Annotated in this window: 14 protein-coding genes; 3 read left to right on the forward strand and 11 right to left on the reverse strand. The window is 43.2% G+C overall.

The features are described from left to right. Positions 1-100: 100 nt before the first annotated feature. From dinF to lexA, 3 genes are all read right to left on the reverse strand, one after another. A complete protein-coding gene (gene dinF / locus L3V25_RS14790; protein ID WP_237296253.1) occupies positions 101-1,468 on the reverse strand; it encodes an MATE family efflux transporter DinF in 1,368 nt (455 codons plus the stop codon). A 118-nt stretch (positions 1,469-1,586) separates the two neighbouring features. Further along, complete coding sequence (locus L3V25_RS14795) at positions 1,587-2,411, reverse strand: class I SAM-dependent methyltransferase (protein ID WP_237296254.1); 825 nt, start codon at positions 2,409-2,411, stop codon at positions 1,587-1,589. Positions 2,412-2,524: 113 nt separating this feature from the next. Further along, a complete protein-coding gene (gene lexA, locus L3V25_RS14800; protein ID WP_237296255.1) occupies positions 2,525-3,148 on the reverse strand; it encodes a transcriptional repressor LexA in 624 nt (207 codons plus the stop codon). Between the two features lie 247 nt (positions 3,149-3,395). On the opposite strand from lexA, the gene plsB reads away from it, so the two are divergent. Beyond that, positions 3,396-5,831: a glycerol-3-phosphate 1-O-acyltransferase PlsB gene (gene plsB, locus L3V25_RS14805; RefSeq protein WP_237296256.1), complete on the forward strand. Its 2,436-nt coding sequence runs from the start codon at positions 3,396-3,398 to the stop codon at positions 5,829-5,831. Positions 5,832-5,938: 107 nt separating this feature from the next. On the opposite strand, the gene ubiA is transcribed toward plsB, so the two are convergent. The 8 genes from ubiA to ftsY form a co-directional block, all read right to left on the reverse strand. Further along, positions 5,939-6,793, reverse strand: a complete 855-nt coding sequence (gene ubiA / locus L3V25_RS14810; RefSeq protein WP_237296257.1) for a 4-hydroxybenzoate octaprenyltransferase — start codon at positions 6,791-6,793, stop codon at positions 5,939-5,941. 5 nt (positions 6,794-6,798) lie between these two features. Continuing rightward, positions 6,799-7,338, reverse strand: coding sequence for a chorismate lyase (locus L3V25_RS14815; protein ID WP_237296258.1), 540 nt, complete (start codon positions 7,336-7,338; stop codon positions 6,799-6,801). 114 nt (positions 7,339-7,452) lie between these two features. Then, positions 7,453-8,283 carry a rhomboid family intramembrane serine protease GlpG gene (gene glpG / locus L3V25_RS14820; protein WP_237296259.1) on the reverse strand — a complete coding sequence of 277 codons (831 nt, stop codon included), beginning with the start codon at positions 8,281-8,283 and terminating at the stop codon, positions 7,453-7,455. Positions 8,284-8,418: 135 nt separating this feature from the next. Beyond that, positions 8,419-8,742 carry a thiosulfate sulfurtransferase GlpE gene (gene glpE, locus L3V25_RS14825; RefSeq protein WP_237296260.1) on the reverse strand — a complete coding sequence of 108 codons (324 nt, stop codon included), beginning with the start codon at positions 8,740-8,742 and terminating at the stop codon, positions 8,419-8,421. A gap of 426 nt (positions 8,743-9,168) precedes the next feature. After that, on the reverse strand, positions 9,169-10,023 hold the full coding sequence (gene rpoH, locus L3V25_RS14830) for an RNA polymerase sigma factor RpoH (RefSeq protein WP_237296261.1): 855 nt from the start codon (positions 10,021-10,023) through the stop codon (positions 9,169-9,171). 267 nt (positions 10,024-10,290) lie between these two features. Beyond that, positions 10,291-11,262 (reverse strand): permease-like cell division protein FtsX, encoded by a 972-nt coding sequence (gene ftsX, locus L3V25_RS14835; protein WP_237296262.1) that lies wholly within the window; start codon positions 11,260-11,262, stop codon positions 10,291-10,293. After that, positions 11,252-11,926 carry a cell division ATP-binding protein FtsE gene (ftsE, locus tag L3V25_RS14840; RefSeq protein ID WP_089125068.1) on the reverse strand — a complete coding sequence of 225 codons (675 nt, stop codon included), beginning with the start codon at positions 11,924-11,926 and terminating at the stop codon, positions 11,252-11,254. The genes ftsX and ftsE overlap by 11 nt, the downstream gene beginning before the upstream one ends. A 39-nt stretch (positions 11,927-11,965) precedes the next feature. Then, positions 11,966-13,231: a signal recognition particle-docking protein FtsY gene (gene ftsY, locus L3V25_RS14845; protein ID WP_237296263.1), complete on the reverse strand. Its 1,266-nt coding sequence runs from the start codon at positions 13,229-13,231 to the stop codon at positions 11,966-11,968. A 204-nt stretch (positions 13,232-13,435) separates the two neighbouring features. Between ftsY and rsmD the strand changes: the two genes are divergently transcribed. Together rsmD and L3V25_RS14855 are read left to right on the forward strand one after the other, a co-directional pair. Further along, positions 13,436-14,029 carry a 16S rRNA (guanine(966)-N(2))-methyltransferase RsmD gene (gene rsmD, locus L3V25_RS14850; protein ID WP_237296264.1) on the forward strand — a complete coding sequence of 198 codons (594 nt, stop codon included), beginning with the start codon at positions 13,436-13,438 and terminating at the stop codon, positions 14,027-14,029. A gap of 24 nt (positions 14,030-14,053) precedes the next feature. Next, a complete protein-coding gene (locus L3V25_RS14855) occupies positions 14,054-14,323 on the forward strand; it encodes a DUF1145 domain-containing protein (RefSeq protein WP_237296265.1) in 270 nt (89 codons plus the stop codon). The last annotated feature ends 68 nt before the right edge of the window (positions 14,324-14,391 follow it).

Below are 14,391 nucleotides of genomic sequence, written 5' to 3' on the forward strand. Positions count from 1 at the left end.
CAGAAACGACACTAGTCACGAAAACAACTTAGTCACAAAACAAAGGAGCCAACTTGGGCTCCTTTTGTTTTTTAATGCTCACTATCAACGATATTGGCCATCAAACGGATTCAATAAATCGTTGCTGCTTCCATTGGGTAATAAATATCACCGCAAGCCCAATACCACGCATTCCCATAAAGGTTAGCATCGACATCCACAATGCATGGTTGCCCCAAGAAGCGAAACTGAAATACAGCGCAAAAAAGCACAACATGGCGATAAGCATACTATTACGCATATCTTTGCCTTTGGTCGCCCCGACAAAAATGCCATCTAATAAAAAACACCACATCGATACCAGCGGCATCACAATCAGCCAAGGTAGGTAAATATCCGCTTGTGCCTGCACATTAGGAATATCGGTAATCAGCCGAACCAGTTGGTGGCCAAATAGCCAAAACATCAAAGTTAAGAAAACACTACAGACTAAGCCCCAAAATGAAGTACCGATTAACGAATTGAGTAGTTGTCCACGACTTTTCGCACCTACTGCTTTGCCAACCATGGCTTCCATGGCGTAAGCAAAACCATCCATGCCATAAGACACCATCATCAAAAAGCTCATCAATACCGCATTGGCAGCGACCACATCATCACCTAGTGCCGCACCTTGAAAGGTCATAAAGCTAAATACTGCTTGTAGACACAATGAGCGCAAGAAAATATCGCTGTTTAAGCGCAGCATTCTACCCATGCCATGAGTGGCAGAAGGTAGTAGAGTCAGTACATTAGGAAGCTGTTGCTTGATCCAAGTACGCATCACGAAAAACAAGCCTAATGCTAAGCCGGTATAATCAGCTAACACGGAAGCCCACGCCGCACCTGCCACCTTCCAATCAAATACCAAGACAAACAAGACATCCAAAATAATATTGGCGAGGTTAGTCACGATCACTAGCCACATCGGCGCTTTGGCATTTTGCGTTCCTAGCAACCAACCTAAAATAACAAAGTTGGCGAGTGCTGCCGGCGCGCTCCACACCCGAATCGAAAAGTATTGCATGCCATAATGCTTCACTTCGGCGCTGGCATTACTTAAAGAGAAAATCAGCTCAGCCAATGGCGAATGAAACAATAAAAACAAGCCAGCCAGCAGCCAAGCCACCAACATACCTTGCAACCAAACATGGGCTAACTTTTGTGGGCTTTCCTCACCTTGTGCTTGAGCGGCGAGTCCGGTGGTGGCCATACGCAAAAAACCTAACAGCCAAAACGTCACGCTGATCATAGTACTACCTAGAGCAACACCACCTAGATACCAGGCGTAGTCTAAATGGCCGATCACCGCTGCATCGACTAAACCTAAAAGAGGCACGGTAATATTAGAAAGCACCATAGGAATGGCGAGCAACAACACCTGCTTATGCAAAGAGCGCTGCGAGAGAATTTGCTGAAGCAGTTGGAATGACGAAGATTGTTTGATCACGAAAACCTCACTTAGATGAGGCGACAGTTTACCTTGTCTAAAGGTCTGGATGATAGCTCTGAATTCTGCATCTTGAAGTCACTTGGGTATAAACAAAGAAATTATTAGCCGTGATTGACTACCAACTCAAATGAATCATGATTGGGGTAAGTCTATGCTTGATAAAAGGCAACTTAGAAACCAATTTCTGCCAAGCTCGCCAACGCTTACAGTTATGTTCGACAGGAGAGCGAGCTTTAATCCGATCAATCCATGGCAGCCAAGATAAAACACTGGTCACGGGATCTTTTAAGCCATGCTTATAAACTGAACAGCCCATTTTCTTGCCCCAGTGTGATTGGCTTTTATCACCCGCCAACACTAAGCAAGCTTGAGCGTGAGAGAAATGCCGCCCAAGTTTTTGCACAAAATGCGCCACTTGATTGCGAGGTTGCAGCAACAACGCTTGCTCACACACTACTAAAACCGGTGCGTTATCAGGAATCGCTAATTGATCGAGCCATTTCATATCCGGCACAGAGCCGCACATCATTTTATAACGCTCACTATGATGAAAGAGTTTTTGTCTCCATAGCAAGGTTTCATCGACATCGACTTCAATCCAATGACAAAGCCCGTTATCTAAACGATAAAAACGAGTATCGAGCCCAGCACCGACATTAATGATCCACGCATTAGGATGGCGAGTAAGAAAGCGCGATACTTCCATATCACAGAGTTGAGTAAGGGTGGCATGTAGTAACTGCTTTTGATCGATATCGCCTGCTAAACACTCAGCCGAAAGGTGGCAACGTTGGCAAGCACGCGCTGCAATCGGATCATAAACTAAACCATCATCAATCAAGCTTTCGCGACTACGTAACCACAAAGGTTGCAATAGCTCACTAGGAACTTGATAAGTTTGGCAAGTAGCGGGTTGAGTTGGATCAGAAGAAGCAGTCATCAATTAATCCCCTAGGTTGAGATTAATTGATGATAATGATTATCATTTAAATTTACAAGCAAGTTTGTGGGAAATTTGCTCATAACCGCACGTCACGTCAAGATGCAGAAATATTACATCCAAGTGTTATTGCGGATAATGCCAACTGCTAAGCCTTCAATGGTCAATTCTTGATGAGTTAAATCCACTTCAATGGGACTAAACTCTTCATTCTCAGCATGCAGAAAAACTTTCGAACCTTTACGCTCTAAACGTTTTACCGTCACATCTTCATCTACCCGTGCAACCACTACTTGGCCATCACGAACGTCTTGAGTTTTATGCACCGCCAATAAATCACCATCCACGATACCGATATCTTTCATACTCATGCCATGAACACGCAGCAAGAAGTCGGCTTGCGGGCGGAACATCGAAGGATCAACATGATAATGGCTTTCCACGTGTTCTTGCGCCAAGATTGGCTCACCGGCAGCCACTTGCCCAACGAGAGGTAGTCCTTGCTCTTCTAGCAATTCTTCCTCAGTTTGCACAATGCGAATACCACGAGAAGCACCGGGAATAATTTCAATTACATTTTTTCGAGCTAATGCCTTTAAGTGTTCTTCGGCAGCATTGGCCGAACGAAAACCTAATTCACGCGCAATTTCTGCACGAGTTGGTGGCATTCCAGTCATATCAATTTTATCTTTGATCAATTCAAAGATTTGCTGTTGGCGGGGCGTCAACGGTTTCATAATTCACCTGTCTTTTTATACAGTTGACTGTGAGTATATACAGTAAAGTAAGATAACTCCAGAGATATGAATCACTTTTTGAGCATTGATTTGGGTCTTTCTTAGCCTCATATATAGATCGATATTTTATCATTTGGTGTGATTTAACCGGAATAAGCTAATAGAACGGGCAACTTTCTGCTATTCTTGCAGCGCATTTAATATGGGGATTGAGCCCCGCTTTTTATATTTGAGGCTATACACTGTTATGTCTTACGGACACCGCGTTTCTCGCTCACTTCTAAAGTTACCCCTTTCTTTTTTGGTTAAGGGTAAAACCATTCCAGCCAATCCGGTTGAAGAACTGACGTTAGATTTAACCAAGCCCATTGTCTATGCTTTGCCTTTTGATTCAGATATCGATCTGATCAGCTTACAAACACAAACCAAAGCACTCGGTCTACCCGACCCGTTAACGCCATTACAAATCAATGGCCAAGAATTCTCGCGCTTTGTGTTTCTAACCTCAAAGGGCATGACGACTCACAGTAAACAAATTCTACCCAAACAATCCGTTGAGTTATTTACTCAATTGCTCAAGCTGCATCAAGCCGATTCTGAGCTGGATATTCAAATGCTGCCTACCTCTATTTTATGGGGCCGCAAACCGAATCAAGAAGGTAAAGAAAAGCCATATTTACAGGCGATGAGTGCTTGTCAAAAAAGTCGCTTATTAGTTTCATCAGGCCGCGATTGTATGATCCGCTTTAGCCCTGTGGTGTCATTGCGTTATATGGCCGACACTCATGGCGTAGATGAAACCATCGCTCATAAATTAGCACGCGTGGCGCGTATCCACTTTTCACGCCAAAAGTTAGCCGCCTCAGGCCCAAGCTTGCCACAACGCCAAGTACTGTTTAATCGTTTGTTAAAATCGCCAGAGATCCAACAAGCGATTCAAGATGAAGCCAAGAGTAAAAATATCTCGCTAGAAAAGGCGCAAAAACAAGCGCAAGGCATGCTCGAAGAAATTGCCGCCGACTTTTCTTATACCTTAATTCGTGTTGGCGCTCGCTTCTTAGGTTGGTTGTGGAACAAGCTGTATCAAGGCTTGAATATCAACAATATGGCAGCGGTTCGTAAATTGGCGCAAGATGGCCATGAAATCATTTATGTGCCTTGTCACCGTAGCCACATGGACTACCTACTCCTTTCTTACGTATTGCATCATGAAGGCATGGTTCCGCCACACATTGCCGCAGGGGTGAACCTCAACTTCTTCCCAGCCGGTCCAATTTTCCGTCGTGGTGGCGCTTTCTTTATTCGCCGCAGTTTTAAAGGCAATAAGCTCTACTCCACCATTTTCCGTGAATATTTAGCGGAGTTGTTTACTAAAGGCTATTCGGTTGAGTTTTTCAGCGAAGGTGGGCGCTCACGTACTGGCCGTTTACTACAAGCTAAAACCGGCATGCTGGCGATGACTATCCAAACCATGCTGCGTGGTTTAAACCGCCCAGTGACTTTAGTACCGGTTTACATTGGTTACGAACACGTGATGGAAGTGTCGACTTACGCCAAAGAATTAACTGGCAAACGTAAAGAGAAAGAAAGTGCCGGCATGGTACTGAAAACACTACGTAAGCTACGTAATTTTGGCCAAGGCTATGTGAATTTTGGTGAGCCAATTAACCTCAACCACTACCTCAATGAAGAAGTGCCAGGTTGGTCGAGTAAAGATAACCAAGCGCAAGATAGCAGCCAAAAACCACAATGGATGAATCCGGTGGTGAATAAACTTGCCAATAAAATGATGACACATATTAATGATGCGGCGGCAGCCAATGCCCTGACACTTTGTGCCACTGCTTTATTGGCCTCAAATCAACGTGCACTTTCTCGCCGCAAGCTTGAACAACAAATTAATTGCTACTTATCGCTATTAACGCAAGTACCTTACACGCCAACCAGTACCGTGCCAGATAGCAGCGCCGCACAATTGGTCGAGCATGCAGAGAAGCTAGATAAGTTTGTGGTAGAAGCTGATGAACAAGGCGATATTATTTCTCTTGATCGACAACAATCGGTTCTGATGACTTATTACCGTAATAACATCATCCATTTATTTGCTTTGCCGTCATTGATCGCTCACCTAGTGGTGCAAAAAGAACACATTTCTCGTGATGAGTTACACCAAGCGATTAGCTTGATCTACCCATTCTTGAAAGCGGAATTGTTCTTACACTACGAAGAAGATCAGCTAGACACAGTAATCACCGATTTGGTGAATGAGCTACTACGCCAAGAGTTGATTAAAGAAGACAATGACGTGATTTCGATTAATCCTTCTCAAGTACAAGTATTAATTCTACTCTCTCGTACTATTGTCGAAACCTTGCAACGTTATGCTATTGCGTTAACTCAACTAGTCGCGATGCCAGATATTGATAAAGCACTACTTGAAAAGCAAAGCCAAACTATTGCTCAGCGTTTAGGAAGATTACACGGTATTAATGCACCAGAGTTTTTCGATAAAGGGGTATTTATCACCTTATTCCAGACGCTTAAACAGCAAGGCTACTTAGCGCCACAAACTGAACAGCAGCACAAAATCGAAACCTTAGTCGATTTACTGGGTGAGCTATTATCACCAGAAGTTCAGCTAACGTTACAAGAAAGCATTATGCGTAAAGCGGATTCCAAATAATCAGTAACCCTTACTGAGACTAGAGACAAAAATGCCGCCGATGATTGAACTCACCGGCGGCATTTTTATTAGGGTAGGAATATACCCAAGTCACTTGGATATAATGGTTAAATCACGCTAATCAATATCCCAATCGCAATAACCATACCCACGTAGTTATTGTTTAAAAAGGCAGTGAAGCAGCTATCCCTTTCTCGATCTTTAATCATACGTTGTTGATAAACAAACAACGCGGCTGCCGCAAGTAGGCTCCAATAGTACGCGTGTGAAAGTCCCATCCAATCACCCAATACCATTAATAGTAATAAGCTAGCTAATTGTAATAAGCCAATGATCAGTTTATCGAAGCGACCAAATAAAATGGCTGTAGACTTAATGCCGATTTTTAAATCATCATCACGATCAACCATGGCGTATTGAGTATCGTAAGCGATAGTCCACAACACATTAATTACAAACACCAACCATACTTCAGCTGGCAATGTGCCAGATTCCGCGGCCCACGCCATTGGAATCGCCCAACTAAAGGCTAAGCCCAAAAATAATTGCGGCACATGCGTGAAACGCTTCATAAAGGGATAAATAAACGCAAGCACGACACCGACTAACGACAGCTCAATCGTCAGCGTATTCATACTTAGCACCAGTAAAAATGACACCAACACCAGTACGAAGAACAAGACTAAGGCTTCTTTGCTCGATACTAGCCCCGAAGGCAAAGGACGATTTTTAGTGCGCTTTACATGACCATCAACTTTACGATCGGCAAAATCATTAATCACACAACCGGCTGAGCGCATAGTAAACACACCTAATACAAACACGATCGTCACATGCCAACCAGGTAAACCATCCGCTGAAAGTAGCAACGCCCATAACGTCGGCCATAATAAAAGTAGTGAACCAATTGGACGGTTCATACGGGTAAGCTGCCAATAAGCCGCAGCTTTTGCCATAGTCATATCATTCATTCCTTGCGATAAATAGGCGATGGGGGAAGAAATAGCTCTGCAACCAACATAGGTTTTTGATTCATCCACAAACGAGAGCTACGTGCTGCCAACTCGCCTAATGGAGAAGATATAGTCGCTAAATGCAACTGATCTCGGGCTACTTGCTCGGCTTGAAATACCGTTAACCCTAACGGCACTTCGCCTTGTTTCGATAAATCAAATTGCTCATCGGTTAATGACGAGCGGGGAATTAGTGTACTACCTAGTAACCAAGGCTCACCATCGGCCGCTAACACCACTTCTCGTAGTAGGTAGTCTTGATCTAAAGCCTCCGCTCTTAGCAACATTTCACGTTGAAAGTCGGTTAATTGACTACTCGGGATAATTTGATTGCGCACCACCTCGGCAGACAAGTGCTGACATTGCTGAGAAAAGCGCATCGAAAGCGAGCCTTGTTCTTGCAGCCACTCGGCATCCAAACACTCAGCAAAACAAAACGACGATGCAGTTTGCCAATCAAGGCGAGTAAAATAATTAAAATATGAAGAATACATTTGCTCAATCATGTGTAAATTGTCGCTGAATATTACGGCCAATCGCCATTGTACCAATAGAATGGCTTATCGAATATCCAACGCGAAAGAAAGGTAAACCTAAAGCACAAAAACTTATACCGCTTTTGACTGCCCTTCCAAGGCGGCTAAACCACAGCCGGCAAGCAAGCCCGCTAAATGAGCGCTGTTGGCAATCGCCATGAATGGCTGAACAAAGCCTAACACCAACCAACCTAACATAAAGATCACCAATGGACGCGGAACCGATAAACCTTTGTCAGGTCGACGCCAGCCAATAATCCACAAGTACCCCATCAAGGCATAAACCACGCCCGATAGCCCGCCAAAGTTTGCCCCTTCGACCCAATATTGCGCCGCACCGGACAACGCGGCCGACAGTAGAAAAATTTGTAATAACTTACCCGAGCCTAGTTTCTTCTCAATATCGCCACCAAACTGCCACCACCATAGAAGGTTAAAGGCAATATGAGCGACCGAAAAGTGCAAGAAGGCATGACTAACCCAACGCCATAATTGCCATTTTTGTTCAGGGTTGGCAGGAAAATGCAAAGATTGGAACAATGGCTGACCAAAACCAAAGAACAACAAGCCATATACCACAAGGCAAATCGCCATAATCGCTAACGTCAAAGGGCCAGCTTTGGCTTTAATCTGAGCGATAAAGCTCGGTGAGTCATAATGAAATTGCTGAGTACGAGAGTCCGCTACTTGCCAGGAAGCCGCTTGATACTTTTGAGCGTGAGGGTTATCGACAAATAACTTGAGCTCCGCTTCTACTTCAATGTGATGTTCAGGTTGTTTTAGCCACAGCGCAAACTGTCCTTCGCCTTCTGGCGTCATCAAAATTTCAATATCTCGCGATGCCATATAATCAATAAATGATTGTGCAATCCGAGGATTATTTAAAGCGATCAAACGAATCATACGACTACCTATTAAATTTTTCGGTAATGATTAGCCGCAATGCGAACCAAACAAGGCTACCCCAAAAAAGAGTCGGCTTAGTTTAGCAATATTAAAGCTTAGCAATACCAAAGCTTAATAATATTCAAACAATGATTAAGCCATTTTTATCATTGGCAAACCACTACGCTGCCATGCTTCAAAGCCACCATCAACACTATACACTTCTTCGAAGCCTTGGTTTACCAAATATTGTGCTGCCCCTTGACTACTAATGCCGTGATAACACATTACCAATAATGGTTGATCAAACTCTAAATCTTCCATCAAAGCCACAATGGTATCGTTGGTTAAGTGCTTAGCTTGCTCGGCATGAGCTACCGCAAAAGATTGTGGGTCGCGAATGTCTAATAACACCGCTGATTGCTCGATTATCATTTTCTGAGCTTGCGCTACATCGATATGTTGAAACTGGTCCATTATTGTCTCCTTTTTCCATAATAAGGGCTGGCTAGTATAACGTATCCCACAGCAAACAAAGACAGATAGAAAGTGAGGACACAGTATTGTGTACATAATTTGTTCATTTGTGGATAAAGCTGTGAATTACGTTGATAAAGTGTTTTTCTATTTTTGGATCCACAACATGTAGTAATGATCCTGATCTAAGTGTGGGTAAGCGTAATTTTATCAACATTCAAAAAAAGCCCTTAACACTATATATAGTGTATCGTGCCCCACACCCGCCCCTAGCTTCTCCACACATTTACCCACAGAAAACGATCACTTGTGATTAACCATTAGATCATTGCTTTTGATCGCCATAAATAAACTCGATCGCATAAAAAAAGCCAAGATCATGTGATCTTGGCTTTTCATGCTTAATTAACCGTTAATGAGATCGAATTAGAACTCACCTACCGCCAATTTTAATTTTTTCATCGCGTTCTTTTCTAACTGACGAATTCGCTCTGCCGAAACACTATACGTATCTGCCAGTTCTTGTAGCGTTGCTTTTTGATCATCTAACCAACGAGAACGTACAATATGCTGACTACGCTCATCTAAGGTTGCTAATGCATGACCTAGGCGGTTATTGGTATGGTTTTCCCAATTATCCGCTTCGATATTCTCAGCAATGTCAGAATGCTTATCTTCTAAATACAAAACTGGCGCAGTATAAGAAGAGACAGAATCATCATCTTCTGATGGCATCTCAAAGGTCGCATCTTGCGCCGCTAAACGAGATTCCATTTCACGCACTTCAGTGGTCGAAACACCCAGCTCTTTGGCTACTGTTTCAACTTCACCATTATTAAACCAACCTAAGCGCTTCTTAGACTTACGTAGGTTAAAAAACAATTTACGCTGTGCTTTGGTGGTCGCAATTTTCACAATACGCCAGTTACGTAACACGTATTCATGAATTTCTGCTTTAATCCAATGCACCGCAAAAGACACCAAACGAACACCCACTTCTGGGTTGAAGCGTTTTACTGCCTTCATTAAGCCGATATTACCTTCTTGGATCAAATCCGCTAGAGGTAAACCATAACCAGAGTAGCCACGCGCAACGTGTACAACAAAGCGTAGGTGCGACAAAATTAGGCCTTTCGCTGCCTCAATTTCACCGTGGTAGTGTAGTCGCTCTGCTAAGTCACGTTCCTCTTCAGCCGTCAGCATTGGGTAGCTATTGGCTGTGCGAATATAGCTATCTAAACTATCTGAAGTGACTAAAGCCATTGGATATGCGTTTGACATTCAATTCCTCTTTTGTCTTTAAAAAATTAATAACACACTTTAAAAAAGACAGTTTGCTTAATTTCAACCCACCTATTCTGGACCTTCTGCTAAAGATCTTCAAGGGGGCAACTATTATTCATAGCAAATCTCTAGAATGCAAGAGTGAATATAAATTGAATAGAAGAAAGCCTACTAAACTCACATTCGCCTTATTTACCCACTCTAGCGCCTAAAAGAAAGACCTCTAAATTAGAGGTCTTATAACTCAACAAGTTCAGATTTTTATTAAACCGGTTCGATTTCTTTTAAATGCTTTCTGGCCGATAAATTCGCCGCTATCCAACCTAAGGTAGAACCTAGCATCAACAATAAGATACTTTCATCCCAACCTAAGCCGAGCAAGCTAAAGTGGCTGTCATATAAGCCCGCTAAGGTATCGACTGCGCCACTTACCAACAAGGTAATAATTAAGGTTAGGAACCAAGCGATTAAGGAGCCTAATAAGCCAAGCCATAATCCGGTGTATAAATAAGGTCGCAAGATAAAGCGATCCGTTGCACCAATCAGCTTCATTACTTGGATTTCTTCTTTATGCGCCAGAATGTTGAATCGCAAAGTATTGCCGACAATTAAGAACACCGACACTAGCATCAACAAAGCAAACGAATAAGCGACGATATAAGCTAAGTGTTTAATCGCATCCAGACGAGCAAACCAATCTTCATCCAAACGAACGTCGGTCACATCGTTTTCTGATTGCAGTTTTTTCGCCAATGTTTTGATGTAATCGGTTTGTTGATGCTCAGCATCTGGCATCACCACAAGGACTGGTGGCAAAGCGGTATCATTTAATAGCGACATGGCTTGTTCTAAGCCGGCAAACTGACTTAAGTCTTCTAGGCCTTGTTGCGAGGAAATGTACTGTACCGACTCTACTTCAGGCCAGGTTTCCACTTGGTCTTTTAATACCATCAAGCGCGCTTCTGGCGTCCCTTCTTTTAAATACACACTTACTTGTGAAGCGGTATTCATATCTTCAGCCACTGTCGCAATGTTTTTGCCAGCGGTATAAAAAGTCGCAGGTAGCGTTAAAGACATCGATACCACAGCTAAAGTTAAAATAGTGCCGAGAGGGCGAGCCATTAAACTACGAAAAGAATCTTTAGCTTGTTTGATGTGAGTTTGAAAAAAGCCTGCCGATTGTGGACGCGCATTCGCTTTAGACGATTTGGCCGCTTTAAGCTTCTTATTGGCCATAACGTTCTACCTCACTTAAAAAACCTTGGTTTAATTCAAAACGACGATATTGCGGGCGACTATTAACCAACTCTAAATCGTGGGTAGCAAAAATAATCGATACGCCAGCGCGGTTAAATTCTTCTAACAGATTGAGCACTTGGTGAGATAAGTCATGATCTAGGTTACCCGTCGGTTCGTCAGCTAATAATAAACGAGGACGATTCACTACCGCACGGGCAATCCCGACACGTTGCTGTTCACCGCCGGATAATTGACGTGGCAAGCAAGGCGCTTTATCCAACATTCCAATTTTATCTAAGGCGGCTGAAACGCGACGTTTGATCTCGTTTTCAGAAGCGCCTTCGATACGCATTGGCAATGCAACGTTATCAAAAACGGTTCGATCCATCAGTAGTTTATGATCTTGGAAAATAATGCCGATGTTACGACGTAAAAATGGAATATCTTTACTGGCGATACGCGTAATATCGTGATCATTAAAATGGATCTTGCCATCACTAGGACGCTCGATCGCACAAATCAACTTCAGCAGAGTACTTTTACCTGCACCGGAATGCCCTCCAAGAAAGGCCATTTCGCCGCGACGTATATGAAAGTCGACTTTTTGCAGCGCTTGGTGACCACCACGGTATACCTTGCTGACTTGTTGAAACTTAATCATTTCTTTCCCTTAATACTCACCCAATAACATGGATAAAAATTATTCTTCTCGGCTAAATAGCGCTTCAATAAAGTCTTGTGCTTGGAATGGACGCAAATCATCAATGCCTTCACCTACCCCAATATAACGGATAGGGATTTTGAATTGATCGGCCAGCGCAAAGATAACCCCACCTTTGGCGGTACCATCAAGTTTGGTTAGGTTGATACCTGTTACCGGTGCGACATCACTAAATAACTTGGCTTGGCTAATCGCATTTTGACCGGTTCCAGCATCAAGTGTCAGCATAATTTCATGCGGTGCGGAGTCGTCAATTTTCTTCATAACACGAACGATTTTACGCAACTCTTCCATCAAGTTGCTCTTATTCTGTAGGCGACCGGCGGTATCCGCAATCACTACATCAACACCACGCGCTTTAGCGGCTTCAATGGCATCATAAATGACTGAGGCACTATCCGCGCCAGTGTGTTGAGCGATAACTGGCACATCATTACGTTGACCCCACACTTGTAACTGCTCGACAGCAGCCGCGCGGAAGGTATCACCCGCAGCGAGAATCACCGACTTACCTTGCGATTGGAATTGTTTGGCCAGTTTACCTATGGTGGTGGTTTTACCGACACCATTCACCCCAACCATTAAAATAACATAAGGCGTTTTGCTGGTATCAATTTCTAGCGGTTGTTCAACATCGGCTAAGATATCGGCCATCTCTTGTTTTAAGAGGCCATACAATGCTTCACCATCTTTTAGATCTTGGCGTGATGCTTTTTCCGTCAAGCTATCAATAATTTTCACCGTGGTGTTCATGCCCACGTCAGCAATCAATAACTGCTCTTCTAATTCTTCAAATAATTCATCATCGATCTTTTTGCCTTTAAATAGGCCAAAAAATCCCGCGCCAATATTTTGCTTGGTGCGTTGCAAACTACGCTTTAAACGAGCAAAAAAGCTTTCGGTTGGCTTAACTTGCTCTTGAACGCGATCAGTTTCTAATGCTTCGGCTTGTTGAGCGACTAGGCTGTCATCATGAGTTTCATCAGATTGTTGAGTATCTTCTGAAGTAATCTCAGTGTCCGATTCAAGCGCTTGTGGGCTTTGCTCGACAATTTCTTCATCTTGTTCTGGTGTTTGCTCTACGACTGGCTGCTCAACCTCAGATTGCTCAGCAGCTTGTTCATCAGTTTGCTTAAGCGCTTCATCTTGCTGTGCTTCAATATTTTGATCGGATGAGGCTTTATTCTCTTCTTCTTCAGCAAAACCGAGCCAAGAGAGTAAACCGCGTTTCTTTTTAGCTGTCATGAACAAGTCCTAGCATGCACTTTGATTTAAAGTGGCAAATTTATTTAAGTTTGAGTGGGTAACTAACGCGTAACTAACACATTGACCAGCAATAATAGCCAAACATCCGTAATGAGAAAACGGCAAAGTTCTGCACCTTGAAGTTACTTGGGTATATAATATCACTTTATTCGAGCACTCAAAAATCTATCTGCGGTTTATTCTATGCAAAGACGTAAAGCTTCATCTTCTCAATCAGCCAAAGGCAATGTTGGTTTTGTTCGCATCATCAGTGGCTTATGGCGAGGCCGCAAGTTACCGGTCCATGATGCTCAAGGTTTACGACCAACCACAGACCGCGTCAAAGAAACATTATTTAATTGGTTAGCGGCTGATATTCCTCATGCTCGCTGTCTTGATTTATTTGCCGGTTCCGGTGGATTAGGTTTTGAATCAGCTTCACGCCAAGCAGAACTAGTGACTATGGTAGAGCTCAATAAGCAGGCTTACCAACAGTTAGTCACCAATAGCAGCCAACTCAAAGCCAACAATATTGAGATCCATCAACAAGATGCCTTGCAGTTTTTACAGCAACCTGGGCAAGCCTATGATGTCGTTTTTATCGATCCCCCTTTTCGCCAAGGCTTACTTGAGCAAACTCTCAACTTATTACAACAAAATGGTTGGCTGGCAGAAAATGGCTTAGTCTATATCGAAACCGAAAAAGAGCTGCAATTACCTGAAATTCCAGAGCATTGGCAGCTACATCGAGAAAAAACAGCCGGACAAGTTTGCTACCGCCTGTATCAACTTAGCTAAAGCCGACACACTACGGAGCAACGGATGAAAAAAGTATTAAACCTATTAGCGAAAGCCTTTATGTTGCTGGTGTGGGCGGTATTTATTACTAACCTAGTTCAGCCATTTCCGGGTATGGCGCATATTGCACTGAATGTAATGGCGGTTTTCACCTTGTTTATGCATGGACTGCAAAGTCTGCTATTTTCCAGTGCGCTTGGCGAAGGCGTGGCACTCACCCGTTGGGAAAAAATTTCGATTGTGTTGTTTGGGACCTTTGCGTTACTCGACCTGAAAAATAAATATTTAAAATAACGTCATTATTCGATCTATTAGAAACGACAAAGCCGCAGTTAACGTCAACTGCGGCTTTGTTATTTATA

The organism is Vibrio sp. CK2-1, from assembly GCF_021726515.1.
Taxonomy (GTDB): domain Bacteria; phylum Pseudomonadota; class Gammaproteobacteria; order Enterobacterales; family Vibrionaceae; genus Vibrio.

Bases quoted from the DNA above. Each gene is read 5' to 3' on its own strand.
- ubiA (WP_237296257.1), bottom strand. From the start codon at position 6,793: ATGACTATGGCAAAAGCTGCGGCTTATTGGCAGCTTACCCGTATGAAC.
- ftsE (WP_089125068.1), bottom strand. From the start codon at position 11,926: ATGATTAAGTTTCAACAAGTCAGCAAGGTATACCGTGGTGGTCACCAA.
- glpE (WP_237296260.1), bottom strand. From the start codon at position 8,742: ATGGACCAGTTTCAACATATCGATGTAGCGCAAGCTCAGAAAATGATA.
- glpG (WP_237296259.1), bottom strand. From the start codon at position 8,283: ATGATTCGTTTGATCGCTTTAAATAATCCTCGGATTGCACAATCATTT.
- L3V25_RS14815 (WP_237296258.1), bottom strand. From the start codon at position 7,338: ATGTATTCTTCATATTTTAATTATTTTACTCGCCTTGATTGGCAAACT.
- lexA (WP_237296255.1), bottom strand. From the start codon at position 3,148: ATGAAACCGTTGACGCCCCGCCAACAGCAAATCTTTGAATTGATCAAA.
- ftsX (WP_237296262.1), bottom strand. From the start codon at position 11,262: ATGGCCAATAAGAAGCTTAAAGCGGCCAAATCGTCTAAAGCGAATGCG.
- rpoH (WP_237296261.1), bottom strand. From the start codon at position 10,023: ATGTCAAACGCATATCCAATGGCTTTAGTCACTTCAGATAGTTTAGAT.
- L3V25_RS14795 (WP_237296254.1), bottom strand. From the start codon at position 2,411: ATGACTGCTTCTTCTGATCCAACTCAACCCGCTACTTGCCAAACTTAT.
- L3V25_RS14855 (WP_237296265.1), top strand. From the start codon at position 14,054: ATGAAAAAAGTATTAAACCTATTAGCGAAAGCCTTTATGTTGCTGGTG.
- rsmD (WP_237296264.1), top strand. From the start codon at position 13,436: ATGCAAAGACGTAAAGCTTCATCTTCTCAATCAGCCAAAGGCAATGTT.
- ftsY (WP_237296263.1), bottom strand. From the start codon at position 13,231: ATGACAGCTAAAAAGAAACGCGGTTTACTCTCTTGGCTCGGTTTTGCT.
- plsB (WP_237296256.1), top strand. From the start codon at position 3,396: ATGTCTTACGGACACCGCGTTTCTCGCTCACTTCTAAAGTTACCCCTT.